Annotated in this window: 19 protein-coding genes and 1 rRNA gene; 15 read left to right on the top strand and 5 right to left on the bottom strand. The window is 53.8% G+C overall.

Annotation, left to right across the window (positions count from 1 at the left end):
- Positions 1-7: 7 nt before the first annotated feature.
- Positions 8-3,619: a hypothetical protein gene (locus tag Pan97_RS20160; protein ID WP_144975754.1), complete on the top strand. Its 3,612-nt coding sequence runs from the start codon at positions 8-10 to the stop codon at positions 3,617-3,619.
- A 315-nt stretch (positions 3,620-3,934) separates the two neighbouring features.
- Here the strand turns inward: Pan97_RS20160 and Pan97_RS20155 are convergent.
- Both Pan97_RS20155 and Pan97_RS20150 read right to left on the bottom strand, forming a co-directional pair.
- Positions 3,935-5,442 (bottom strand): 16S ribosomal RNA (locus Pan97_RS20155).
- Positions 5,443-5,661: 219 nt separating this feature from the next.
- The gene (locus tag Pan97_RS20150; RefSeq protein WP_144975752.1) at positions 5,662-6,057 is read right to left on the bottom strand and encodes a hypothetical protein; all 396 of its coding nucleotides are present in this window, start codon (positions 6,055-6,057) and stop codon (positions 5,662-5,664) included.
- A gap of 39 nt (positions 6,058-6,096) precedes the next feature.
- Here Pan97_RS20150 and Pan97_RS20145 point away from each other — a divergent pair, with 39 nt between their 5' ends.
- Complete coding sequence (locus Pan97_RS20145; protein ID WP_144975750.1) at positions 6,097-6,474, top strand: thioredoxin family protein; 378 nt, start codon at positions 6,097-6,099, stop codon at positions 6,472-6,474.
- A gap of 58 nt (positions 6,475-6,532) precedes the next feature.
- Here the strand turns inward: Pan97_RS20145 and Pan97_RS20140 are convergent, their stop codons facing one another.
- Positions 6,533-7,549: a WD40 repeat domain-containing protein gene (locus Pan97_RS20140; RefSeq protein WP_165698868.1), complete on the bottom strand. Its 1,017-nt coding sequence runs from the start codon at positions 7,547-7,549 to the stop codon at positions 6,533-6,535.
- A gap of 273 nt (positions 7,550-7,822) precedes the next feature.
- Between Pan97_RS20140 and Pan97_RS20135 the strand changes: the two genes are divergently transcribed.
- The 3 genes from Pan97_RS20135 (at position 7,823) to Pan97_RS20125 (ending at position 13,290) form a co-directional block, all read left to right on the top strand.
- On the top strand, positions 7,823-9,229 hold the full coding sequence (locus Pan97_RS20135; RefSeq protein WP_144975746.1) for a sulfatase: 1,407 nt from the start codon (positions 7,823-7,825) through the stop codon (positions 9,227-9,229).
- Positions 9,230-9,483: 254 nt separating this feature from the next.
- Positions 9,484-10,464 carry a sugar phosphate isomerase/epimerase family protein gene (locus tag Pan97_RS20130; protein WP_144975744.1) on the top strand — a complete coding sequence of 327 codons (981 nt, stop codon included), beginning with the start codon at positions 9,484-9,486 and terminating at the stop codon, positions 10,462-10,464.
- Between the two features lie 201 nt (positions 10,465-10,665).
- Entirely contained in the window at positions 10,666-13,290 is a 2,625-nt protein-coding gene (locus Pan97_RS20125) for a M48 family metallopeptidase (RefSeq protein ID WP_144975742.1), read from the top strand.
- Between the two features lie 11 nt (positions 13,291-13,301).
- Here Pan97_RS20125 and Pan97_RS20120 read toward each other — a convergent pair whose 3' ends face one another.
- Positions 13,302-14,498, bottom strand: a complete 1,197-nt coding sequence (locus Pan97_RS20120; RefSeq protein ID WP_144975740.1) for a helix-turn-helix domain-containing protein — start codon at positions 14,496-14,498, stop codon at positions 13,302-13,304.
- Positions 14,499-14,734: 236 nt separating this feature from the next.
- On the opposite strand from Pan97_RS20120, the gene Pan97_RS20115 reads away from it, so the two are divergent.
- The 7 genes from Pan97_RS20115 to Pan97_RS20085 all read left to right on the top strand — a co-directional run bounded on the left by Pan97_RS20115 (position 14,735) and on the right by Pan97_RS20085 (position 19,961).
- The gene (locus tag Pan97_RS20115; RefSeq protein WP_144975738.1) at positions 14,735-15,754 is read left to right on the top strand and encodes a DUF1559 domain-containing protein; all 1,020 of its coding nucleotides are present in this window, start codon (positions 14,735-14,737) and stop codon (positions 15,752-15,754) included.
- Positions 15,744-16,088 carry a hypothetical protein gene (locus Pan97_RS20110; protein WP_144975736.1) on the top strand — a complete coding sequence of 115 codons (345 nt, stop codon included), beginning with the start codon at positions 15,744-15,746 and terminating at the stop codon, positions 16,086-16,088. The genes Pan97_RS20115 and Pan97_RS20110 overlap by 11 nt, the downstream gene beginning before the upstream one ends.
- Positions 16,089-16,113: 25 nt before the next feature.
- The gene (locus tag Pan97_RS20105; RefSeq protein ID WP_261342360.1) at positions 16,114-17,202 is read left to right on the top strand and encodes a DUF1559 domain-containing protein; all 1,089 of its coding nucleotides are present in this window, start codon (positions 16,114-16,116) and stop codon (positions 17,200-17,202) included.
- Between the two features lie 47 nt (positions 17,203-17,249).
- Positions 17,250-17,633, top strand: coding sequence for a hypothetical protein (locus Pan97_RS20100; RefSeq protein ID WP_144975734.1), 384 nt, complete (start codon positions 17,250-17,252; stop codon positions 17,631-17,633).
- 348 nt (positions 17,634-17,981) lie between these two features.
- On the top strand, positions 17,982-18,929 hold the full coding sequence (locus tag Pan97_RS20095) for a DUF1559 domain-containing protein (protein WP_196782163.1): 948 nt from the start codon (positions 17,982-17,984) through the stop codon (positions 18,927-18,929).
- A 153-nt stretch (positions 18,930-19,082) separates the two neighbouring features.
- On the top strand, positions 19,083-19,469 hold the full coding sequence (locus tag Pan97_RS20090) for a hypothetical protein (RefSeq protein WP_144975732.1): 387 nt from the start codon (positions 19,083-19,085) through the stop codon (positions 19,467-19,469).
- A 9-nt stretch (positions 19,470-19,478) separates the two neighbouring features.
- Positions 19,479-19,961 (top strand): DUF423 domain-containing protein, encoded by a 483-nt coding sequence (locus Pan97_RS20085; RefSeq protein WP_144975730.1) that lies wholly within the window; start codon positions 19,479-19,481, stop codon positions 19,959-19,961.
- A 22-nt stretch (positions 19,962-19,983) separates the two neighbouring features.
- Here the strand turns inward: Pan97_RS20085 and glmS are convergent, their stop codons facing one another.
- Complete coding sequence (glmS, locus tag Pan97_RS20080; protein WP_144975728.1) at positions 19,984-21,849, bottom strand: glutamine--fructose-6-phosphate transaminase (isomerizing); 1,866 nt, start codon at positions 21,847-21,849, stop codon at positions 19,984-19,986.
- Positions 21,850-22,078: 229 nt separating this feature from the next.
- On the opposite strand from glmS, the gene kdsB reads away from it, so the two are divergent.
- The 3 genes from kdsB (at position 22,079) to Pan97_RS20065 (ending at position 25,173) form a co-directional block, all read left to right on the top strand.
- Positions 22,079-22,828: a 3-deoxy-manno-octulosonate cytidylyltransferase gene (gene kdsB / locus Pan97_RS20075; protein ID WP_174819572.1), complete on the top strand. Its 750-nt coding sequence runs from the start codon at positions 22,079-22,081 to the stop codon at positions 22,826-22,828.
- Between the two features lie 184 nt (positions 22,829-23,012).
- Entirely contained in the window at positions 23,013-24,674 is a 1,662-nt protein-coding gene (locus Pan97_RS20070) for a CTP synthase (RefSeq protein ID WP_144975724.1), read from the top strand.
- Positions 24,675-24,759: 85 nt separating this feature from the next.
- On the top strand, positions 24,760-25,173 hold the full coding sequence (locus Pan97_RS20065; protein ID WP_144975722.1) for a DUF1844 domain-containing protein: 414 nt from the start codon (positions 24,760-24,762) through the stop codon (positions 25,171-25,173).
- Positions 25,174-25,193 lie beyond the last annotated feature (20 nt).

Genomic DNA, 25,193 nt, shown 5'->3' with positions numbered 1-25,193 from the left:
GTGCCCGATGCCAGCCAGCCTCCTCAGCCGCTTTCTGAAATCGAATAGCCCTCTAAAAAAGAAAGCTTCGCGTCTGGGGCATTGCTCCAGTCACGTTCGCTCGGCGGAATATCTTGAAGACCGCCGAGTGCTTTCGGTGAATGTGAATTCGATAACACCGGAACTTCAGATCGATCTAAATGAGCAGGTACTCCCAGCAACTTTTGATCTGGGCGCGGAAGTCGATGGCGTTATTTACTTCTCTGGTTTGGCGTTCGAGCGACGTGGAGACGATGCGATCCTCTGGAGTTACGATCCCGCGGCCAATGAGGGCACCGGCGAAGTCCGACCGCTCGAATTGACAGGGGATACCCGTGATTTAGATTTCGTCCGTCAGATTGATGGATATGATGGAAAACTCTATGTGCGTGGGTACGACGCTTTTAACTATTACCTGTTTTCCATCGATCTTGCCACTTCGGTCGTCACCAAGATCGCCACGTTTCATTCCTCGATCAACTCGGATCGCATTACTAACGACGATATGATCTTTCACGATGGAAGTCTCTATTATCGTGATGACGATGCCGATGGAAATCTTGATTTATGGCGATATACGCCTGGCGAAGGAACCACCAAGGTTGCCGATTTCCAGATGGGTAACGGTGAAGCGGCCCACGAGATGCTCTTAATCAACGATCGGATCTATCTCAGTACGATTGGATTTAACGGCAAATTACAAATTTGGGAATATGATCCGGCCGTTGAGGGAGTGGAAGCAACTCGTTTCGTGTTCGAAACATCTGTCGGAACGAATGATTCACCAGAAATGGTCGCTGCCAGCGGCAAGATTTATTTCACCGTCCAAGATAATCGATCACTCTGGGAAGTCGATCTGGAGGCTGAGCCGACGCCGACGGGCGTTGAACGTTTCTACCTTTCTAACTCGGATATCTTTGATCTGGTCGCATTGAAAGGAAAGTTATACTGGACTTCCTCGCAGCGCGGGCTCGTTTCGTTCTGGGAATTCGATCCGAAAAGTAGTGAAGATCCTCAGAATCTTGGCTATGACATTTTGCCAGGGCAATTTCCTTCGATCATCAATCTATCGGCTGGAGCCGATTACCTTTATCTATTCACGAGTCTTTCCAACCACTACTCTGCTGGCGGTGTCAATTACACCTTTCCCGGGGAAGCAATTCTCAAGTACGATCCGAGCCAGCAACCTGCCGATGCCGTAACCTTTATTACGGACATCGATATGGGGACTGGAAACTGGTACACCGAGAAAACGGAAGTTTTCGAAGTGGGTACCACGATTCTATTTCCGGGCAAAGTAGACGATCTGCGGTACGACACTCTATGGCGATTTGATGAGGGAGAGCCAAACGAATTAACTGAGGTCCGAAGGTCAATCGATTTGAATGAGAGCTCGAACCCGCACGAGTTGACTGTAATCGGTGATACGCTTTTCTTCACCGCCAGTGATGGAGTTCATGGATACGAAGTTTGGAAAGCTACGATACAAGAGGACGGCCGCCTGGCGAATCCAGAAATGATTGCGGATATCTATACCGGTATCCAAGGCTCCAGTCCGCAAAATCTTGCTGTGATCGATGGAGTTCTCTACTTCGACGCCGCAGAGCAAGGGCTCGATTTTCTTTGGCAGTATGAACCCGAAAGTGGCGTCTTGACTCGACTCGACCGCGTTGGTCCCCATACCGATGTCGTCACCGTGGGCAATCGGCGATACTACCTTTGGTTCGGTAGTCATGAACTCTATTTAGATTACTACGACGTGAGGTTGCCTGCCGAGGTTGGCGGGATGACCGAAGTCCCCGATTTCCTGATCGAGAGAATCAAAGGACAGCCGCACCACACCACCGCGATTGGCGAGCAGATCTATTTCGCTATCGAGAACGCACTTACCGGATCCGAGGCAATCTATATCTATGACACATCCGTAAATAACGGCACGGAGCACCCGAAACGGGTCGAACTACCTGAAGGTATCTCTTCTCCCAAAAACTTCACAGGCTTTAACGGGAAGGTTTACTTTCAAGCCCTGAATGGGACCTCCAAAGGCGAACTCTTCGAGTACGACCCTTCTGAAGACTTGATACGCCAGGTCTCGGATTTCAACGCGACTTCGTCCTACTCTTTCCCTTCGCGATTGACCGTCTTCAATGACCAGCTTTACTTTCGAGCAAAAGACAATTCATCAACGTTTCAATTGTGGAGTTTTGATCCGGCGGCTAACGGTGGCCTAGGACAAGTTCAACTTGCTTTCGAGTTGGAGGACCGTTCATGGATATCAGGCTCGTATGAAAATGAAGCCAGTCCTTTCCTGGTTCATGATGGTCGGATGTATCTCGACGGCGTCAGGAGTATCAGCCGAGGGTTTGATATTATGGTTGTGGAACCCAGTGCCGATGGTCGACTGCTCACGTTTGCTGAATCGATTCAGAACTCTCCCTCTTCCTATTTCGACTACGAGTACGTCATTGCAGGCAGTCATGTCTTCACCAACATGTTTGACGAAACCAGAGGCAGGGAACTCTATTCCCTGCCTCTGATTTCCGGCGAACTTAATGCCGAATTTCGCTATGCCGCCGATCCTGATGATGTCGCAGGCACGGTCGAGAATACTCCTTCCAATTCCACTCCGACATTCGGTGAGTGGGATTTATTGGTGGGGCAAATCTGGTTAACAGTTGGGCCCAACACAGCCGAGCAGTTATTTGATCTGACCGTAGATCTATCATGGGATACGCTTTGGTTCCTGGGCCCAGAAGTCACTTCGCATCTCGGCTCCGAGGCGACAGTTATCCATCAAAGCGACGGTGGTACGCGGACCGCCAGCGTTACGATTTCCGACATCGACCTTTCTGCCTTTCAAGCTGGTGATCGCGTTCTGGTGGGGACCCTGGAGTTCCCGTTAGATCCAGACAACGCTGCGAATCTGCCTGCCGATACGGTAGGGGCATATCCTCAGCCAGTCCCGCGGCAAGGTGCCACTTTGATTAGCGTCCATAACAATACAACGCAACAGCCGGTCTTGTTTGACGACGAGCAAGAGGACCTGCAACTCACAGCAATGCAATATGATGCCAACGAGGACGATCGAATCGGTATCGCGGACTTTGCCCAATTCATCCGCTACTACGGCAAAATCGCGGATGAAAGCAATCCGCAGGCGTATCGCTTCGACTACAATCGTGATGGCAGGGTAGGCCTTGCGGACTTTGCCCTATTTATCTCCCGATACGGGAATCAAAAGTTTCCACCCATGACGCAGGCGGCCCGGCAGTCGACCGAATTGGAAAACGGACCGACCGCACAAACCTCTTCATCTCCATCGGGCTTCCCGTTAGAAGGTGAGCCTGAGCCATCGATCTACCTGGGAACGACGCTGTACCAGTCGAATGAGTTTGTGTTCGATGATTGGATCGGCACGCAATCGCAAGACGAGTTGCCGATAGCGGCAGCCGTCGACTTGCCAATTAATCCGTCTTGGGATGCCCGGCTGGTTGACGCGGCGATGCAATCTGAAGCAATGTCTTACTCTGCACCCAGTGAAGAAATAGCGGAACTTGATCTCACGCTCTCCACCGAGTTCGATTCCGAAGATTCAAATTGAATCTTCGGGGCGACTGCTAAGCGGTTCCTGCGTTCGATGTTAATTCCATCACGATCACCGCCGTTGGTGGGAGGGATAGTGGGCATGGAATAGCGAACATTGGCCTGCCCCTGAGCTGTTAAACCTCGATTGTTCAAGTCTGGCAACTGTGCTTAGTGCATAGATATCCGCGCACGAAAAAACCTCTTCGAGCGATGAGCTCGAAGAGGTTCTTCAATATAAATAAGGTAGTGACTTGCTTGAGGGATGGTGGTCGTCCCACTTGAGGTTCGTGTTGGGTTCGTGAAAACCACTTGAACCAAAAGTTTTCCTTAGAAAGGAGGTGATCCAGCCGCAGGTTCCCCTACGGCTACCTTGTTACGACTTAGTCCCAATCGCGGAGTTCACGTTCGGCGCCTGCCTCCCGAAGGTTAGCTTAGCGACTTCGCGTGCACCCCACTTTCGTGGCTTGACGGGCGGTGTGTACAAGGCTCAGGAACATATTCACCGCGGTATGCTGACCCGCGATTACTAGCGATTCCGGCTTCATGCAGGCGAGTTGCAGCCTGCAATCCGAACTGAGCAACACTTTTTGGGATTTGCTAGATCTCGCGATTTTGCTTCCCTTTGTATGTTGCATTGTAGGACGTGTGCAGCCCTAGTCATAAAGGCCATGAGGACTTGACGTCATCCCCACCTTCCTCCGGTTTAACACCGGCGGTCTCTCTAGAGTCCCCGACATGACTCGCTGGCAACTAGAGATAAGGGTTTCGCTCGTTAAGGGACTTAACCCGACATCTCACGACACGAGCTGACGACAGCCATGCAGCACCTGTGCAAAAGCTCTCCGAAGAGCACTCTCCCCTTTCAGGGAGATTCTTAAGCATGTCAAGACTAGGATAAGGTTCTTCGCGTAGCCTCGAATTAAGCCACATCCTCCACCGCTTGTGTGAGCCCCCGTCAATTCTTTTGAGTTTCAGCCTTGCGACCATACTCCCCAGGCGGAGCACTTAACACTTTCGCTACGACCGAGAAACTGTGGGAGGTCCCTCGATCCAGTGCTCATCGTTTACAGCTAGGACTACCGGGGTATCTAATCCCGTTCGCTCCCCTAGCTTTCGTGCCTCAGCGTCAGAAGAGACCCAGTGAGCCGCCTTCGCCACCGGTGTTCCTGATGATATCAACGCATTTCACCGCTCCACCATCAGTTCCGCTCACCCCTATCTCCCTCAAGCCATGCAGTTTCAAACGCAGTTCCACGGTTGAGCCGTGGGATTTCACATCTGACTTGCATGGCCGCCTACGCACCCTTTAAGCCCAGTAATTCCGAATAACGTTCGGTCGGTTCGTCTTACCGCGGCTGCTGGCACGAACTTAGCCCGACCTTCCTCTGAGGTTTGGTCAAAATTTCCTTCCCTCTGACAGCGGTTTACAACCCGAAGGCCTTCATCCCGCACGCGGCATCGCTCGGTCAGACTTGCGTCCATTGCCGAAGATTCTCGACTGCAGCCACCCGTAGGTGTCTGGGCAGTGTCTCAGTCCCAGTGAGACGGGCCACGCTCTCACGCCCGCTAACCATCGTCGCCTTGGTAAGCCATTACCTTACCAACTAGCTAATAGTAAGCAGACCCATCTCCAGGCGCCGGAGCTTTGATCCGTAGATGTTATTGGGCATTACCGCCAGTTTCCCGACGCTATTCCCAGCCTGGAGGTAGGTATCTACCTGTTACTCTCCCTTTCGCCGCTGTCCCCTCGAAAGCAAGCTTTCTTGGTTCTCGCTCGACTTGCATGCCTAATCCATGCCGCCAACGTTCATTCTGAGCCAGGATCAAACCCTTCAATTAAATATTTGCTTAACTAAAACGACCGAAGCCGAGTTAGCGTGTGAGCAAGTTAGCAATCGAAAATGTTTGAACTAGCTACTAGATTTCAAAAAAATTGAACTAGCTTGAGTTCAAATAATGATCGTCCCTTCGAGACTGCAAGCAATCTCAAAGAAACCCAACCACCATTGTTCTCAAACAGAGGTCACTACCAAATTGTCAAAGATCATTTTGGTGCTTTCACACCATCAAAAGCGTTTTGCTTTTGTCCCTGCGAGCCATATTGCCCAACTGGGAAGAGACAAATAGTACCAGAAACGACTTGGGTGTCAACGGGCAGGGACGTTTCGGAGAAGAAAAAACGAAATCAGTACGTTTTGCTCGGGAAAATATGGGGAAATAATCTTTCGAAAGCTTCTCGGTTTGCCAGATAGTAACCCGTGCTTGAAGGGTAATTTCCGGCTGATGACTGGGAATTGAAGCCGTGAATGCTCCTACTTTAAACCGCATGTCCCAAGGTACGGTTCTGACGATCATTTCGATTCCCCCAATCAGCGATGGCCAGCGCATCGCGAATCTCAGGAAACCCGCCTGAATGGGCCAAGCGATGAGCTTTACTTGAGAAAGAAGTGGCAACGCAATCCGTGAAAGGGCCATGTCGCAGGGGGGAGAATCATGCAGAAGGCAATCGTCGTTATCGTGGCAATGATAAGCTTTGCCGCACCAGTTGTGCTGACTCTGGCTACCTATTCATCTGGCGGGTTCTCGCCGGCCGAAGATGTCAAACCACGCGATCTGCCAGGTAAGATCCTCTTCTTCTCGGCGAGTTGGTGTCCGGCGTGTCGTCACGCAGATCCTACGTATCAGGAACTACGTAACGCTGGCTATCCGATCCGAAAAGTTGACGTCGACTCCAATCCGACATTGGCTCAGCAGTACGGGATCAGTTCGATTCCCCAGTTTGTTTACGTGGTCAACGGGGACGAAAAACGCCGAGTTAGCGGCTCCGCTTCGGCTGCCCGTCTGAAACGTATGTATCGCGGTGGGTGGTAGAAGTAAACTTCCTATTAGACAACAGTTACGGCCGGGCATCTTGTTGAGCCGGTTGGGATCAAAACTCCCACATGCGGATTGTGCCGTCCTCGCCACTGCTCGTAATGTGGTTACCGTCCCCTAGGAAATCGACGTTGGTCACTCGGCCACTATGTCCTGGGCATTGCTGGACGATCTTCCGGGATGGCTGATCCCACACAATGAGTTGGCCTCCTTCAGCCGAAGCGGCGATTCGCTGGCCGTCCGGGCTAAACGCGACGGAAACAATCCAGCCATTCAAACCGCCATAGACGTTGGCCAGCTTCATCGATTGCATGTCCCAGGTGATGACCGTGCTGTCCCATGCGGCCGACGCGAGCAAGCTTCCATCGGGGCTGAACGCCAGGTCCATCACGCCGCCGCCGTGCTCAAGTATGCTCGTCAGCAGTTGGCCTGACTCGACCGACCAGACATGGACCCGATAATCCCAGCCCCCTGCGGCAATCAGCTGGCCATCAGGGCTAAATGCAACGCTATTAAGACCTTTCGTCGCGCCTTCCAATGTTTTCAAATGCTCGCCAGTCTTGGCATCCCAGAGTCGGACGGTTTTATCCCAACTGGCCGTGGCGAGCGTATTGCCGGTCGGATCGAAAGACACTCCTTCGATTCGCTCTTCGTGACCGACAAGTCTGAAGAGATCACGCGCGGTGGCAACATCCCAAACGACGGCCGTCTTGTCGAGACTTCCGCTAACCAGCCGCTGCCCGCTGGAATCGAATGCCAAAACCGTCACGTCGTTGGTGTGGCCGTATAAGGTATCGGTCAGTTTGCTTTGCTGTGTGTCCCAGATACGAATGGCTTTGTCTTTACCACCAGCGGCCAAAGAGCGAGATTGGGAATCCGCAGCCAAAGCCCAAACGGGGCCTTTCTGTTCGAGAATGACTTCGCCGAGTTCAGGCTCGAGGAAACCACTCTGCAGTACGATCCTTCCCACGCCAATCATCAGCAAGACGACCAGCACACTCAGCACGCCATACTTCTGAATCAAGGGCGTTCCTGAGTCTTCCGGAATTTCGCTGTTTGCTTCTTCTGCCATTGGTGTGGGTCCTCTTCTTAAGTCCATGAAACAGCCATGGACCCAATTATAGGGGATGGGCTATCCCCAATAGCAAGGTAAAACTTAAGTTAAGAGACTTTACAGTGCCGCTGAGAATCGTTCACTACGCTTGAAAACTTGTGCTGTGAGGTTAATGATCCGCTTTTTCCGGAATTTCGTAGTCTAATCGACAATAACCACGTGTGCGGCCGCATCTATGGTGATGTTGGATTGCACTTGGTCTACTCCCTCTTTTCTGAATCGGCTCCCGTCATGCGTTCCTGTTGGATTGGTCTTATTGGCATCTTATTGGTGACGATCGCTTCTTCGTTGAAGGCGGCCGAAGAAGCCCCACGGCAGCCGAACGTGCTGTTCATCGCTGTCGACGACTTGAATCATTGGGTAGGGCATCTGGGGCGAAATCCACAAACCAAAACGCCCAATATCGATCGACTTGCGGCAATGGGCGTGACGTTTACCAACGCAAATTGCGCGGCTCCTGCGTGCAATCCGTCACGGGCAGCACTCATGTCTGGCCTGCGTCCCAGCACCACGGGTTGCTACGACAACGGACAAGATTGGAATCCCGTGATTCCCAAAAGTAAGACGCTCACGACTCAGTTCCTGAAATCAGGCTACAACGTTTTCGGAGCGGGCAAGATCTACCATGGAAGCCAGCACCGAGATGGGGAGTGGACGGAGTACTTCCAAAAGAAGAGCCCCAAGCTAACGTTGGACGCTTCGGCGAAGAACGATGGAGTTGGTGGTATCAAGTTCGGTCCCCTCTCCAATCCCGACAGCGACATGCCGGACCATCTGGTTGTCGACTATGCCCTGGAAAAACTTGGCCAAAAGCACGACAAGCCATTTTTCCTGGCGGTGGGGCTCGTCAAACCGCACATGCCTTGGAGTGTACCGCTGAGCTATTTCGAGGAGTTCCCGCTCGATTCGATCGCGTTGCCACCCCATCAGAAGAATGACCTGGCTGATGTTCCAAGTGCTGGAGTCAAAATGGCCAAGCCGGATGGGGACCATGCGCAGATGCTTCGGTCAGGGCGTTGGAACGAAGCCGTTCAGGCCTACCTGGCAACGATTCACTTCACCGACATTCAGGTCGGACGACTGATCGACGGCTTAGAAAGCTCGCAGTACAAGGACAATACGATCGTCGTTCTGTGGGGTGATCATGGCTGGCATCTTGGTGAAAAAGAACATTGGCGAAAGTTCGCGCTGTGGGAAGAGGCCTGTCGGGCACCTCTGATTTGGGTGGCTCCAGGCGTAACCAAGCAAGGTGCTGTCTGCGATCGCCCGGTCGATTTCATGACGATCTATCCCACGCTCTGCGACCTGGCATCGATCAAAGTACCAGGGCATGTCGAGGGGACAAGTATCAAGCCACTTCTAACGGATTCCGGTAGTACCTGGGAGCAGCCAGCGCTGACGACCTTCCACCGCGATAACCACAGCTTCCGAAGCGAGCAGTACCGATACATTCGCTATGCAGATGGAAGCGAGGAACTCTACGATCACAAAGCGGACCCCTACGAGTGGAAGAATCTGGCGGGTGATTCGCAGTACGACGAAGTCAAGCAATCGTTCCTGCAGCACCTACCAAAGACGAACGTGCCTGAGTTGCCGAGAAATCAAGGAAAGAAAAAAGGCAAGAAAAACTCTGCGTAAGTTTGTACGTTTGGCGGATTGCGAGCACGCTCCCAGGCTTCTATGCTGGCTACATGGATCTTTTTCGTCGGCCCTGGGATGAAACGTCTGGCGTGCCCTGGACCCAATCGCATTTTTCTTTTTGCCGATTAGGGGGTGCTCGCTGCCAGCGTAACGGCTGAGCCAAGAAGGACGTGACGAGCAAGTCCCGGAGGCCGCAATCGCATGCGAGCGGTTGGAATCGACTCAATGGCACTTTCAGAATGACTACCAAGATGAATGCTCTCAACGCCAAAACGTTCTCGTCACGAAGAAACTTTCTCGGGCTTGCCGCCGCCGCGTCAATGATTCCCCTGAGCCAGGCCTTACAGGCACAAGAAGCGAAGTCGGGTGAGGAGAGCGGCGCGCGTAAGACTTCGCCGATCGTTCTTTCAACTTACTCACTGTGGCGGTTTCGCAATGAAGAACTGCGCGACTTTCACAAGTGCATCGACATCGCGGACGAGTACGGTTTTGATGGGGTCGAACTGCTGCTTTATCAACTGCAGCAGAATGAAATGCTAAGCCACTCGAAGATGATGTCGTACAAACGACACGCTTTGCGACTCGGTCTGCCGCTGGTTGGACTTTCAACCCATCAAGGTTTCGTAACGCCTGACCGGGAGAAGCGAAAAGAGAATATCGACCGCACGATTGGGCAAATCGAAATTGCCTACCAATTTGGTATTCCCGTGATGCGGGTGAATACAGGAACCTGGGGAACGTCGGCCAGTTTTGACGATCTGATGGCCAATCGCGGAATCGAATCGCCGCTGGAAGGTTACACGGACGAAGATGCGTTTCCATGGGTGATCGAAGCTTTGGAGAAGTGCCTGCCTACGGCCGAGAAGTGCGGTGTTGTGTTGGCTTTGGAGAATCACTGGGGTTTAGGGCTGACGCCTGAGGGGATTCTGAGGATCGTTAACGCGATCGATTCCCCCTGGCTGCAGATATGTACCGACACCGGGAACTTCCTCGACGATCCGTACGATCGTCTCGAAAAGATCGCCCCCCAAACGATCTTTGTTCAGGCAAAGACGTACTACGGGGGAGGGCAGTGGTATACGCTCGATCTCGACTACGACCGCATCGGCGACATTTTGCGAAAGCATAACTATCGCGGCTATATCTCTCTCGAATTCGAGGGCATGGAAGACTACCAGACTGCCATTCCACAAAGTCTGGCGCTCCTGCGAAATGCCTTTGCCAGGGCTTGAGGTACTGCGATGTCCAAGGTTGCGACCGACAAAGGCTTGATACCACTTTCTGATTATCGGCCTGGGAGCATTCGCGAAGTCAACGACGCCCTTGCATCGGCATGCATGAAAATTTGAGATTCGCTTTTCACGTTCTTGAAACGGAGGCTGGAACTGGGCAGAATCGCTATCAGCCCCATTCATGCGTTGGAGTTCCAGGCGATGGCGACCGTTGCTTCTTCCGAATCCGATTCTTTGAACGTCAATAAGTTACTCGATTCACTTGAGCGTGAGCTACCGCCAGTTAAGTGGTCGCCCCTGTATCGCGTATCAGTATGGTTTTCGGCGGGGTGTTTGATTCTGCTGACGCTGATCTATTTTGCGATCATCCTGGTGGTAGGCTGGTTCGCGTTTGACTACTTCCTGAGCCACTTGCGACTACTCGGATCTGGCGTCAGTGTGTGGGTGGTGCTGCTCTATTCGCTGCCACCACTTTTTTTACTTGTGCTTCTGGCGTTGGTGATCAAACCCTTCTTGCGAATCAGTCCTTCACGCGAAGAACCAGTCGTTGTGACCAAGAAGGACGAGCCGCTGTTGTTCGAGTTTGTGCAGCGAATTTGCAACAGTGTCGATACGCGGATGATCGATGAAGTACACTTCACGGTCGGGGCCGAAGCGGCGGTCTATAATTCAGGGCCGCTGGGTGGGCTGTTTCCAGAGAAGAGGATTCTGATTCTGGGTCTGCCGCTGATCGCTTCCTGTGACATTGCCTCACTGGCGGGCATCATGGCGCACGAGATGGGGCACTTTGCGCTCGAGAAGAACATCAAGTTGCGGACGATTATTGGAATCGTCAACGGTCTGTTCTATCGAGCGATGTACGAGCCAGATCGATTTGATATCTGGCTGGCCATCAATACGCAGGAAGGCCAGTCGCTACGCTTCCTCTTGTTGCCTATTAAGAAAGCCTTGTCGTTGGGGCGATGGATCTTGTGGGTGTTCTTCGTCACGGCCGAGGCTTCGAGTTGTTTGATTTCGCGAAAGGATGAATTCGATTGCGATCAATACATGGCTCGGCTTGTCGGCAGCGAAACCGCATGTCGGTCGCTCCAGAGAGTCCATCTGCTGGGTATGGCGGCCAGTGCGACGAACGATGATTTGACCAATTCGTGGCAAGAGAAACGCCTGCCCGACGACTTGCCGCGGTTCATTCTTTCGCGCGTTGGGCGTTGGAATGCGAGGCAGCAGGAAATCTCACTGAAGTTGATTTCATCAAATGCGACGCGTTGGTTCGATACGCATCCATCGCTTCCGGCTCGCATCAATGCCCTTCAGAAATTAGACCTGCCGACCATGTCGATTTCGCAGGAGCCTGCTGGTCGGTTGCTGCGAGACTTCAATCGTCGCTGCAAAGAGATGACCATCCAGCACTATAAGGAAGTGCTCGAGTCTGATTTCGATCCTTCCAGCCTGGTCTCGACGGAAGTACTCAACGCGGAGTACACGGCGGAAGAAAAGGCCCAGAAGGCGTTGCGACGATACATGCAGGCCGAATCAATCATCGTCAAGCCTATCTTCCCAGATGCCGACGCGGACATGCCGGTCGACAATTACAAGCAGACGGCCGAGAGCCTGTCGATCGCTCGGCAGAATTGCATTGAGCAGAAGGATAAGCTGAATAAGGCCAATGAGGAGTTTTTAGAGACGCGCGGCGAGTTCCAGCACGTGAAGATTTTTCAGAAGCTGATCGACTTGAAATTCATCGAGAACGCGGACGTCTCGTTCCACTACGAACGGGCACAGCGGCAACACAATCGGGCTAAAGAGATGCTTTCGACGCTCTATCCCACGGTGCGTCGCCGAATGACGTTGGCGCTGCGAATTCTGCATACGACGCAGTTGTGGCGATCGGACAAACAGTCGGTGATCTCAAACCAGCGCAGACGGGTCGGTCGAGTGATGGCTTTATGCAAGCCATTGGCCGGTGTGCAGCCACTGCTCGATGAATTGTCGACCGATACATTGGTGCTGGACGCCATTCTGGGGCGATTCGATGTCGATCGTCTTTCGTTTCAATTGAAACTTAGTGTGACGCGTCTCGGAGAAAAGGTGCACCGTGCCTTGAAGGAGATTCAACACACCTTTGGTGAGGTGAAATATCCGTTCGAGCACCGAGATGGCGTGGTGAAGGTAAGCGATTTTCTGGTTCCCAAATTGCCGGATAAGGGAGAGTTTGTCGAACTCACGGCCGCATCAATGGAAGTTCTACAACGCACCGATCGCGTTGTCTCGCGAACGCTGGCAACGTTGACCGAGGCCTGTGAAAAGGTAGAAGCCGCATTGGGGCATAAAGTCCAAGCCAATCCCAAGGAACTCGATCCTTGGGAACAGTTGGATAACGATCTCGACGAGATGACGCGGAAGCGATTCCGGCGGAATGTCACCACTGGGGCAATCGCGGGGTTGGTTGTTGTGTGCCTGACGGTTGGGTTCGTGTTCGCCCTCACGCATACTCCTCAGCCCGGAACGTCGATCATTCCTCATCATCCTGAGTATCGACCGACCGTCGTTCCGCAGCGTTGGGCGATGCCAGAACACAGTTTGCCCCGGGTGCGGCAGCCGAGCATCCCCAGCGGATTCCAATCAGAAATTCGCCCCCCTTCGTTTTCTGGGCCATCGATATCACCAACCAGTCCTAGCATGCGTGTGCAGCCTCCGTCTGCGAGGCCTCCATCGATGAATCCGCGACCGGGGTTTCCTGGTTCAACACGTCCAGGTGTGCCATCATCAAGACCACCAGGGCCAGGCTTTCCCGGACCATCGGGAGGTGCATTTCCGGGCAGATAATTCGCTGCGGCCTAGCTGTCGTTCTGCTGGGCACTGTTGCGGTACTCGTTGGGCGTCTGCCCAACTTCGCGGCGGAAGAAGTTCACGAAGTTTGCAGGCTCGGGGAAACCGCAAAGCTCGGCTACCTTCGTGACGCTGTGGTCCGAATTGACCAGCATTTGCTTGGCCTGTTGAACGCGAATGGCCCGGATTTTTTTGCCCGGCGTGATGCCATACTCTTGTTGGAACCGTCGATTGAGCGTGTTCCGAGAGACCCCAAGGCGTCGGGCGAGTTCATCAACGTTAATGCCCTGGCAGGCTTCGCGTTCAATAATGCGATTGACCTGAGCCACGACGGCGTCTTTCACCAGTTCAAATCGGAACGTATCGCGCTCGATGAACTCGAGCCGAACCTGTTGCACCTGGGGGAATTCGGCTTCAGGCGATTCGAGTCGCTCGCGAACCATTTGAAATGCTTGTCGACCGATCATCTGACCGTGTATTTCAATGGACGAAATAGCCGGTGACGCTACCCGCGAGATGGTATAGTTGCCAAAGCCCATGACGGCAATGTCTTGGGGGATCCGGAATTTGAGGTCACGGGCAACGCGGCACATCAGCGCCGCCAGGTAATCATCGTCGCAGTAAACGGCTGAAGGATGCGGAAGTTCTTCGAGGAACTTGATAATCTCCGCTTCCTGAGCCGGCTTGAACATTCGCTGCCGTTCTTCGCTGGGAAGTCCCGGCGCGATGAAGAACTCGGTGGATATCTTGTTTTCGTTCAGCCGCTCGATCAAGCGATTGAGCCAAGCGGTCTTAAACGGATCGTTACCAAGATTATGAGATACGATGGCTGCATGCTCTCTTCCAAGGGAAGAAAACTTCTCGATCAGGTCGTCCTGCAACGTTTCCCAGTCGAACGCTACCGAAGGCACTCCCTGGCGAATCCAATTGCTTCCGCAATTGACAACGGGAATGCCCATCTGAAGTAATCGCTTGGCCCAGGGGGATTCGTTGTATGCCCAGATGATAGCGCCATCGAATTCGATCTCACTGAAGTCGTAGTCGAAGTCTGGTTGTGAATCGTCGTAGGGCCATTCCAAGAGAGTGATGTGCGGATGCTCGCCCGCGCTCATGGCCGCCCCAGCCGTGATTCTAGCTGACTGCTCGTGACCACGAGGCAAAAACAATGCAATCGTTTTCGTTACTAGATTCGTGTGATCAATCATCCCTAGTTGCCCCGAGGCAGATCTTTCCCGTGTGCAACAAATTGAAAATCACAAAAAACGGAAATAGCAATGATCCGTATATCTAAACGATACACAATATTTCTCAGTAATCCACTCCATCATGCACCGTAGGCACCAGAGAAGTTGGCAACTCAAACGCGCTGCGTTTAGGCGATGATCGACTTTTTTGGGGGCCAAACATCATCCATTTATTACGATCATGGAGTGGCTACTCAATGTCAATGACGAGAAAGAGGGGATTTACCCTCGTGGAACTCTTGGTGGTGATTGCCATCATTGGAGTATTAATAGCGTTGCTGTTACCGGCCGTACAGCAAGCTCGGGAGGCCGCAAGGCGGTCTCAATGTTCGAATAATCTTAAACAATTGGGCTTGGCGCTCCACAATTACCACGACACCAACGAAGCTTTTCCCTCTCGAGCCCAAGGGGGCGGAGGCTGCGATGCCTGGTATAGCGGGGTCAGTGCGTTCGTTCCTCTGACACCTTATCTGGAGCAAAATGCGGTTTATGAATTGTGGGCGCCACGCCTTAATGGCAACGGCAGCTGTTACGTTAATACCGAGTTTGAGGGTTCTCGGGCACAGATCCCCGGTCTACTTTGCCCCTCCGATAACGATCTCAGAACCCATCGCGAACTGGGGCTAACCAACTACGCGACGGTCGCATCCGACCACTGGATGGAAACCACCGGTTCTCAAGGCGAAGATAAGCAGCCGCGGGGTATGTTCGGCTGGAATTCTTTCTTCAATATCGCCGACCTAAAGGACGGATCGAGCAATACGATCGCCATGGCCGAGATCATCCGTCCGGCGTCGGAAGGCGCCCGGGGGGACACCGCGATTATCAATTTCTCGAAACCAAGCGACTGCACCGCGAGCACCGTATGGCTTGGCAATAAGTTTGCCGATGGTCTGACGTTTCAGCCACTGGTCGACAAGCACGGATATAGCTGGCACCCCGGAAATGTCATTTACACAAGTGTGACGACCATCATTCCTCCCAATGGTCCTTCGTGTGCTCGGGAGCAAAATTTCTGGACGGAAGCCATGATGACGTCCAACAGTCGACATCCAGGCGGTGTTCTCGTTGTCTTTGCGGATGGTTCGGCTCAATTCATCAACGAAACGATTGATGCTGGCAATCAAGACGCCTCGCCTAACTGGAATGGCAAGTCCGCCTACGGTGTATGGGGTGCATTGGGAACTCGTTCCGGAGGGGAAGTCCATGATTTTTAAATCTCGCGCCCTTTCCACTTTTTTCGTGCTGACTTTGCTGGTGATGACCGGCTGCAGTATGTCGAGCAGGTTTCCTTCCGACCCTGGTAAAGCAGGAGATGACGGGACAGGTATGTTGAAGTCATTTCTGACTCAGATCGCCGATCCCAATTCACCCATGCCCGAGATGTTCGGTGCCGAGCCAGCGTTTGAAAGTGCGCTGCGAAGTTCGCCCGACAAGATCGCGCCACTCAAACCGCTCTACATCAAATTGAAATCCGCCAGCGGTGATACACAACGCCGCAAAGTCGCTGAGGAAATGCTGCAGAAGCTTTCTGAATCGAGCACCGGCTAAATGGCACCGTTTGTTAGGAACAGAGATGAGCTTGCCAATGGTTGCCGCGCGTGACCGTCGGATCGATCCATTTATCTTCATTTTTCAGCTTTCTCAACGGAACACCATGAACAAGGAAATGACCATGAACTCGAAGCGGTACTCGGGTTTTACACTCGTTGAACTCTTAGTCGTGATTGCCATTATTGGCGTGTTGATCGCGCTTCTTTTGCCGGCCGTGCAGCAAGCCCGTGAAGCCGCACGCCGCATGGAGTGCAAGAACAACATGAAGCAGATCGGCTTGGCCATGCACAACTATCACGATTCGCTGGGCTCTTTCCCGCCAGGGGCGATCTCGACGACACCGGCCTCGGATAACAATCTCGGAAACAGCGGCAGCTGGAGCGCGGACATGTCGCGGGCTCCCTGGACCGTACTGATTCTTCCTTACGTGGAAGAGTCGGCTTTGCACGACTCTTTTGATTTTGGCAAAACGTTTGCTTGGGCGTTCAACCAGAACCTGACCGTGCATGGTGCGTCCAGCTACGACACGTCGACCAACAACAATCACATTTACCAGACCAAGTCGATGCCGAAGTACATCTGTCCTTCCTTCACGACCGGTCGCTTTCCGACGTTGAGCTACCATGCAGTCTGCGGTGGCGGTCCGACGCCCAACGATCAGGATCAGTACAACGGTCACAATGGATACAGCGGTCGCGTCTACTTCAATAACGGTGTGTTCTGGAGAAACTCGAAGACGCGCTTCGCGGATATTACCGATGGAACCACCAACGTGCTGATCGTGGGGGAAACCATCTATGCCATGAAGGGAAATACCTGCTGCGAGATGACTACCTGGGCTTCCGGGTATCGTCACACGGCGAACGATCCTCTGCTTGTCGGAACGTCGGCCGCCGTCCGCCAGATCAACAGTGGACCCGATGTGAATGGCAACCAGGTCAACACGTTTAACTACGTGACGTCTACCTTCGGCAGCGAGCATCCCGGTGGCGCGCAGTTCGTGCTCGGTGATGGTTCGGTTCAGTTCCTTAGCGAAGTGATCGACATCAACGCCTACCGTGAATTGGCCGTTCGCAGCGATGGGCTACCAATCGGCGGACCGCAGTTCTAACGGTGCGAAGGTTGGAAGGCATTGATCCACAGCACGAAAGGTGTGACATGCGATACATGATCGTATTGGCAATCTGCATATGCGGGTGTGCCGAATCTGCTTCAGATGGTCCTTCGCGGTATCAGATTTCTGGTGAAGTTCTCTTGAACGGTAAGCCTGTGGTGGCAGGCACCGTTCAGTTCGAGCCGGACGCATCGCAAGGGAACCGAGGTCCGATGGCGATCGCAGAAATCCATGAAGGACGTTACGAAACGGACTATGGAAAAGGAGTCGTCGGCGGTCCTCAAAAGATCATCATCGAAGCCTTCGATGGAAACGGAGAACCTGGGACCTCGACGATGTTAGGACGCCCAATTCCCGGTGGGCCATTCCGTACTCGTGCGGATATTCCTAAGGAAAACGGGACGTTTGACATCAGCGTCCAATCATAAGAGGAAGCATTGTTAGGAACCTGGGGGCGGACGGTCGACAGTGAGGCGTCGATAGTCCGCCCCTATCTTATGCGTAGCGGTCGAGAAAATTCCAATCATCTCGAACTGACAGCGTGAGACCACCGGTGGAACAAATTGAAAATGGTAAAAATTGGAAATTGCAATGAACGTCGTTGCGAGTGCTGTCACAATAATCCTCAACCCAACCATCATCCCTTCATGCACCTGGTGGGCAAGACGAAACGCACGCATTGAAAGCAACGATGACCCGTCGTGCTTCGTTGGATTGCGTTGAGTTCGACATGCTCGATTCATTTTCTTCATTACCTTCCTGATATGGAAAGAATCATGTCAACAACCAAGGCAAAGGGATTTACGCTGGTGGAGCTTTTGGTGGTGATCGCCATCATTGGAGTGCTGATCGCGCTTCTGCTTCCGGCGGTGCAACAGGCTCGTGAAGCCGCTCGACGTATTCAATGCACCAACCACCTGAAGCAACTCGGGCTGGCGATGCACAACTATCACGATACGTTCGGTTCGTTACCGTACGGCCAATTCAGTGGTCAGCAGCGTGAGAACTCTTCTGAGAATCCGAACCGAGCAACATGGTTCGTTGCAATATTGCCATTCGTTGAGCAGTCGGCGATGTATGACGGCGTGAAAGGCTCGATGGCGACTTCCGCGGCGAACACCTGGCCGGAAGCGATTCGCAAGACGGTTGTGGAGGGCTTTGTATGTCCATCGGATCCTTACGGAGGCAAGATTGGCAACGACGGATTTCAGGGGAATTACTCGGCATGTGCCGCATCGGACGTTCTGTTCCAGGCAACCTTCGCGGATAAGTCAGGGACGGAACGCTATGGTCCCAATATGAGCGGGCTGTTCTTTGTGAAGTCCTCCATCAGGTTTCGAGACATTACCGATGGGACGAGCAACACGCTGATGTTCAGTGAGATTCGACAGAGTCCGCAGCCTGAGTGCACGATCGGCAACTACTGGAATGGCTGGGCGATGGAGTCGATGTTCACGGCGTTCATTCCTATCAACAATCCCGAGGCACAAGACTTCGTGCCGGGCGGCCCCGCTGTGGTCAATAATCCATGGCGAGAAACATTGGCCATGCCGACGTCCGGTGATTCCGCGCAGACCGCCTACATGCCGCGCAGTGCGCACCCCGGCGGGGTGATGGCCACGCGTGCCGACGCATCGGTCTCTTTCATTCCCGATACCGCGAGCCAACTGACTATTCAGAATCTGTGCAACCGCGGCGATGGTCTTCTCATTCAGCCGTTCTAAGGTGCTTGTTTGAGATTGACAAAGTCCATCAGCTTTCGCGGGCCCTTGTTTAATGGCCCCGCGGAAAGCGTCTCGTAGAAACTCTATCAACTGAACCATCGGGCATGCATCGTCTGGCGGAGAGATGAGCATCGGATAAAAGGAATGGAAAACGTGGTTACAAACTTGAAGAAACGAACGCTCGAACTCTTCGTTCTCGGTGCGACGATAGCGGCCCTCGGGTGTTCGCAAGGTCCGCCGAAATTCGAGATTACCGGCAACGTGACCCTCGACGGTCAACCGATCACAACGGGAAGTGTCATGTTCTCACCGACCGATGGGTCGAGAGACGTATCGCGCGGCGACGTCGTCGATGGAAGGTACACGCTCGAGTGCGGGGCCGGTGAGAAGATCGTTCAGATTGCCGGGTTTACCCAAGCTGAGAAGGTAATTCCCTGGACTTATGCGGTCGCCAACTCAGGTCTAACGGCTTCGGTGAGTGAAGACGCCGAAATGAACTTCGATCTTACCTCCCAGACCAAGACTCGAAGACGTCGTTAGGGGGAATCCATGGTGAATATCAACTTCATTCTCGGATCGTTATTTGGAATGGTCGCGGTCGTCGGCGGACCGGTGGCCGCGCCGTGGGTGCAAGGGCACTTCGACAAGCAACTTCAAGCGAAAGCGGTCTATGTTTCGGATCCGCACGGCCCGGAAGGAGCCAAGACGCTGGAAATCAGCGCGATCGACCGGCAAGAAAGTGCCCAACGCTGGCAGCGTTACCAACAAGGCGTGCAGTACTGCGGTTATTATGCGCTGGCGTTGATTGGCTTGGGGCTGGTTGGATCAGGCGGTCGTTTTCAACTAATTGGAGGCGCGGGCTTCGCAGTGGGAACGTTGCTATACGCCGGCGGCTTGGCCTTGGGGGCGCTACTTGATATGCCAACCTTGCAGCTAGCAGCGCCCATCGGAGCGATGATCCTGATCATCGGGTGGGGCAGTCTTTTGCTTTCCGCGGTACAACGCAGCAGGGCGACTGGCACTGAAGTCTAAAGTGTGTCGCTGGTGACTCGGGCTACTCCACCGTCACGCTCTTGGCCAGGTTTCGCGGCTTGTCGACATCGCAGCCACGCAGCAGGGCGATGTGGTAGGCAATGAATTGCAGCGGAATCACGGAGACGATCGGCTGCAGGAATTCTTCGACCGTCGGAATGCGGATTACGTCGTCGGCGTAGTTGTCGATCTCGTGGTCGTCTTCGCTGGCAATGGCGATCACCGGGCCGCCGCGAGCTTTGATCTCTTGCAGGTTGCTCATCACTTTGTCGTAGACGACGCCTTGCGGCATGATGAAGACGCTCGGCGTGTTCTCATCCACCAAGGCAATCGGTCCGTGCTTGAGTTCCGCGGCAGGGTAACCCTCGGCGTGGATGTAGCTGATTTCTTTGAGCTTGAGCGCACCTTCCAGTGCTGTGGGGAAGTTGAAGTAGCGACCTAGATAGAGGAAGTTGTTCGAGGTCTGGTACTTTTCCGCAATCTTGCGGGCCTGGTCCTGGGTGGTCAGTGCTTTGCGAACGGCATCAGGAAGAGCCTGCATCGCGCGGATGATGCGATAGCCTTGGTCGAAGCTGAGGTGATTGAGCCGGCCAAAGTAAAGACCAAGCATTGCCATTACCACGAGTTGCGAGGTATACGCTTTGGTGGAAGCCACGCCGATTTCGGGGCCTGCATGCAGATAGATGCCTCCGTCCGCCTCTTGGGCAATACTGCTTCCTACCACGTTACAGATCGCCAGCGTTGGATGTCCCTTGCGTTTCATCTCTCGCAGCGCGGCAAGCGTATCGGCCGTTTCGCCACTTTGGGTAATGCCAAACACGAGCGTACGACGTGGTACCGGTGGATTGCGATAACGAAGTTCCGAAGCGTACTCCACCTCGACAGGAATCCGGGCCATCTCTTCGATGAGGTATTCCCCGACCATGGCCGCGTGCCAACTGGTACCACACGCCGTGAGCAGGATCCGGTCAACGCCGCGTAGTTCCTGGGGGGTCAGGTTCAGGCCTCCGAAGACGGCCGTTGCGTTATCGAGATTCAAACGACCCCGCATGGCGTTTTCGATCGACTGGGGTTGCTCGAAGATTTCTTTGAGCATGTAGTGCTCGAAGTCACCCAGTTCGACATCCCCGGAAGCAATTTCGAGCTTCTCGACGTTGTGCGTGATCTCACCCAGGTCACGGTGAGCGATTTGCAAGGAGTCGGCTTTAATCAGTGCGACTTGGTGATCGGTCAGATAGACAATCTTGTCGGTATAGCCCACCAGTGGCGAGGCATCGCTGGCCAGGAAGTGGGCGTCTTCCGATACGCCGATTACCAGCGGACTGCCAAGCCGTGCGGCAATCACCAGGTCAGGCCGACATCGGAAGAGGATGCCGACACCGTACGTCCCTTGCAGTTTGGCCAGGACCTTTTGAACCAGTCCCACAAGCGCTTCATCGCTGGGGGCCTTGCCTGGTGGGATCGAGAGCTGCTTGAAGCCATCTTCCAGCATGAACGCGATCACTTCGGTATCGGTGTCGCTTTTGAATTGATATCCCTTTTGCTGAAGTCGATTCTTCAGCGCCGCGTAGTTCTCGATCACGCCATTATGAACCACGACGATTTCGCCATGCGGCCCAGGATGAGGATGGGCATTGATTTGCGTCGCGGGGCCGTGCGTCGCCCAACGCGTATGACCGATGCCGGTCGTTCCCACAGGCATCTCATTGGCCAGTCGATCCGCGAGTGAGTCGATTCGGCCGGCGGTTTTCACGATGTGAATGTGGGAATTGAGATCGACGGCCGCGATGCCAGCGCTATCGTATCCGCGGTACTCCAGCCGCCGCAGGGCTTCCAGGAGGAAGTCTGCTGCCCGGTGATCTCCGACGTATCCGACAATGCCACACATGGCCCGTTTCCCTTCGGCGTGGTGAGATAAATCCGTCTATGCTATCGCCCCAAAGCTTAGCAAAGTCGAGGGGGAATACGAAGATCGATTGAAGTTTCCCGAAGGAACTGCCCTTCATTTTTCCGGGGTATAACGCTTATGCTGAGGTATCGTTCGCGTGCGGATCACGCGATATTCGTCTTTAGAATGGATTCGTCCGATGGCCATGGAACGTGCCGTATCGCTGGCTCTGAATAGTCTTGTTGTGATTCCAGCCCGGCTGCAATCAACACGCCTGCCCGAGAAGCTATTATTGGCCGAGACGGGCAAGCCGCTCATTCAGCACACCTACGAGGCCGCCTGTAAGGCTCAGGGGACATGCGGCGTGATTGTGGCGACGGATCATCCATCGATTGAAGAGGCCGTCAGCCGTTTCGGCGGAGAGGCAGTCATGACCAGCGAGTCGTGTGCTAGCGGCACCGATCGCGTTGCTGAAATTGCTCGGTCTCGCCCAGACGTCGATATCTTTATCAACGTCCAGGGGGACGAGCCGGAGATCTCTGCTGAGGCCATCGAACGCGTGCGATTTCTGCTGGAAACGAATCCGGACGTATCAATGGCAACCCTTGCTACGCCGATCCGAAGCATGGAAAAATTACGGGATCCCGCTTGCGTGAAGGTGGTCTGCGGGGAGAGCGGCCGGGCACTGTATTTCAGTCGCAGCCCCATTCCGCACGTCCGCGACGGCTACGAAAGTGTGCTCCACTCGGAAAAGCCGCCGTTCTTACAACATTTGGGCATCTATGCCTACCGCCGCGACTTTCTGTTGAAGCTGGCGACCGCCCCGCCATCGGAACTGGAGCAGTTGGAAAAGCTCGAGCAGCTTCGGGTTCTGGAGATGGGCGAGACCATTTTGGTCGGCACCATCGCCGAGCCAAGTATCGGAATCGATACCCCAGATGACTATGCGGCGTTTGTCAAAAAGATGTGCAATCGCTAGGATAGTGGTTTCACGCTAGCGGCACTTCTTTGGTTTCCATGAGGCTTCGTTTAATTTCCGTTGTTCGGGCATTAAGTGGCTTTAATGGCTTGGATTTTTAAATCCAGAGTCGGTCAAGGTGGTGCGTCGCGGCACGTTTCTATCTGCTCCGAAGCATGGAAGGTCTCTGGGCCCAAGCAACTTCATGGCAAAACATATTTTCGTTACCGGCGGCGTTGTTAGTTCACTGGGTAAAGGTTTGACCAGCGCCTCGGTCGGGATGCTCCTCGAGCAGCGCGGCCTGAAGGTCAAGATGCAGAAGCTTGACCCCTATATCAACGTCGACCCAGGGACCATGAGCCCCTACCAGCACGGCGAAGTTTACGTACTGGATGATGGAAGCGAGACCGACCTCGACCTGGGGCACTACGAACGTTTCACGAATAGCCCGCTGACGCGTGACTCGAATTACACGACCGGCCAGATTTACATGTCGGTCATCAACAAGGAACGTCGCGGCGAGTTTCTCGGCAAGACGGTCCAGGTTATTCCGCATGTTACCGACGAAATCAAGTCGGTCATTCGCAAGCTGGGGGACGACGACACCGACGTCATCATCACCGAGATTGGTGGTACGGTCGGTGACATCGAAAGCCAACCGTTTCTTGAAGCGATCCGTCAATTTCCCCAGACGGTTGGTCGTGAGAACTGCTTGTTCATTCACCTGACTCTGGTGCCCTACTTGAAGGCGGCAGGGGAACTGAAAACCAAGCCAACGCAGCACTCGGTGGGGCAGCTTCGCGAAATCGGTATTCAGCCGGACATCTTGATCTGCCGCACCGAACGCAATTTGAGCCGGGACGATCGTGAGAAGATCGCCCTGTTCTGTAACGTGCCGATCGAAGCGGTGATCGAAGAAAAGGACAAAGACTTCTCGATCTACGAGGTGCCGATCAGCCTACACGATAATAACCTTGATGACCTGATTGCCGGCAAGCTGGGTCTGCCGCAGGTTTCGTCGGTCGACCTGACGCCATGGCAAGAGATTCTGCATACGCTACGGTACCCGGACCACGAGATCAGCATCGCGGTCGTGGGCAAGTATGCCGAACATAAAGACGCTTATAAGTCGATCTACGAAGCAATCGATCACGCCGGTATTCATCACAAGTCGCAAATCCGTGTCGGCCGGATTCAAAGTGAAACGCTCGAGACCGAAGGTGCCGAGCGGATGCTGGCCGGTTTCGACGGGATCTTAGTACCTGGCGGTTTCGGCGAACGCGGCATCGAAGGCAAAGTCGAAGCAATCCGGTACGCCCGCGAGCGAGGCATTCCATTCCTGGGGATCTGTCTCGGGATGCAGTGTGCGGCCATTGAATTTGCCCGCAATGTCGTTGGTTTGGGCGGGGCTCATTCGACCGAATTCGACAAGCACACGCCACATCCGGTGATATGCCTGCTGGACGAACAAAAGAATATCACCGACAAAGGCGGGACCATGCGGCTAGGCACGCAGCCTTGTTCCCTGGAAGACGGGACTTATGCCCGTGATGCCTACGGCGAGGAAGAAATCAGTGAACGGCATCGTCATCGCTACGAATTCAACAACGTTTATCGCGAACAGTTCAAGAGCCACGGTCTGCGATTCTCGGGGTTGAAGCCTGACAAGTCGCTCGTCGAGATTATTGAAATCGAAGAGCATCCGTGGTTTGTCGCGGTTCAATTCCACCCGGAATTCAAGAGCAAGCCGATTCAAGCCCATCCATTATTCGCCGGTTTCATTGGTGCCGCGATTGCCCGTCGTCGCCGTGATGCGAAGAAGGAGAAGCAAGTGACGAAGCCATCTTCCGAGCCTGCGGACGCCTAGTTTCGTATTAGGTTCGACGCGCTGATTCTGAATCCCTCACCCCAGCCCTCTCTCACGCGAGGGAGAGAGGACGAGAAATCATGCCATGAGCGAAGAACAAGATCCGGAAAAGAAGATCGTTGTCGATAGCGATTGGAAAGAACAGGTTCGCCAAGAGAAAGAAAAACTGAAAGGGGAACCGGAGGCGGAAGCCCCTTCGCAGCCGGCAGAGGCCGAACCAGAAAGTACGTCTTCGTCAGGGGCTGGCCAGTTCCCGCCGGCGGATTTCACGCTCTTGATTTCCATGCTCGCCACCCAGGCTTTCTCGGCCATGGGGCATATCCCCGATCCGGCGACAGGGCAAGCGACGAAGCATCCCGAGGTTGCCAAACACATGATCGACCTTCTGGCCGTGCTGGAAGAGAAGACGAAAGGGAATCTTGATCCGCAGGAAAAGGCTGCGCTGGAAAGTGTTCTGCATCAACTGCGGATGGCTTACGTGGCAGTCGCTCACGGGTAGACGCCTTGTTGGGGCACATT

The sequence above is a fragment of the Bremerella volcania genome, from assembly GCF_007748115.1.
GTDB lineage: Bacteria > Planctomycetota > Planctomycetia > Pirellulales > Pirellulaceae > Bremerella > Bremerella volcania.
Note: the sequence above shows the minus strand (reverse complement) of the source record. Positions and strands in the feature narration are given on the sequence as shown.

Bases quoted from the DNA above. Each gene is read 5' to 3' on its own strand.
- Pan97_RS20105 (WP_261342360.1), top strand. From the start codon at position 16,114: ATGAGCTTGCCAATGGTTGCCGCGCGTGACCGTCGGATCGATCCATTT.
- Pan97_RS20160 (WP_144975754.1), top strand. From the start codon at position 8: ATGCCAGCCAGCCTCCTCAGCCGCTTTCTGAAATCGAATAGCCCTCTA.
- Pan97_RS20100 (WP_144975734.1), top strand. From the start codon at position 17,250: ATGCGATACATGATCGTATTGGCAATCTGCATATGCGGGTGTGCCGAA.
- glmS (WP_144975728.1), bottom strand. From the start codon at position 21,849: ATGTGTGGCATTGTCGGATACGTCGGAGATCACCGGGCAGCAGACTTC.
- Pan97_RS20120 (WP_144975740.1), bottom strand. From the start codon at position 14,498: ATGATTGATCACACGAATCTAGTAACGAAAACGATTGCATTGTTTTTG.
- Pan97_RS20085 (WP_144975730.1), top strand. From the start codon at position 19,479: ATGGTGAATATCAACTTCATTCTCGGATCGTTATTTGGAATGGTCGCG.
- Pan97_RS20115 (WP_144975738.1), top strand. From the start codon at position 14,735: ATGTCAATGACGAGAAAGAGGGGATTTACCCTCGTGGAACTCTTGGTG.
- Pan97_RS20110 (WP_144975736.1), top strand. From the start codon at position 15,744: ATGATTTTTAAATCTCGCGCCCTTTCCACTTTTTTCGTGCTGACTTTG.
- Pan97_RS20130 (WP_144975744.1), top strand. From the start codon at position 9,484: ATGAATGCTCTCAACGCCAAAACGTTCTCGTCACGAAGAAACTTTCTC.
- Pan97_RS20125 (WP_144975742.1), top strand. From the start codon at position 10,666: ATGGCGACCGTTGCTTCTTCCGAATCCGATTCTTTGAACGTCAATAAG.
- Pan97_RS20070 (WP_144975724.1), top strand. From the start codon at position 23,013: ATGGCAAAACATATTTTCGTTACCGGCGGCGTTGTTAGTTCACTGGGT.
- Pan97_RS20095 (WP_196782163.1), top strand. From the start codon at position 17,982: ATGTCAACAACCAAGGCAAAGGGATTTACGCTGGTGGAGCTTTTGGTG.
- Pan97_RS20140 (WP_165698868.1), bottom strand. From the start codon at position 7,549: ATGGCAGAAGAAGCAAACAGCGAAATTCCGGAAGACTCAGGAACGCCC.
- Pan97_RS20145 (WP_144975750.1), top strand. From the start codon at position 6,097: ATGCAGAAGGCAATCGTCGTTATCGTGGCAATGATAAGCTTTGCCGCA.
- Pan97_RS20065 (WP_144975722.1), top strand. From the start codon at position 24,760: ATGAGCGAAGAACAAGATCCGGAAAAGAAGATCGTTGTCGATAGCGAT.
- Pan97_RS20135 (WP_144975746.1), top strand. From the start codon at position 7,823: ATGCGTTCCTGTTGGATTGGTCTTATTGGCATCTTATTGGTGACGATC.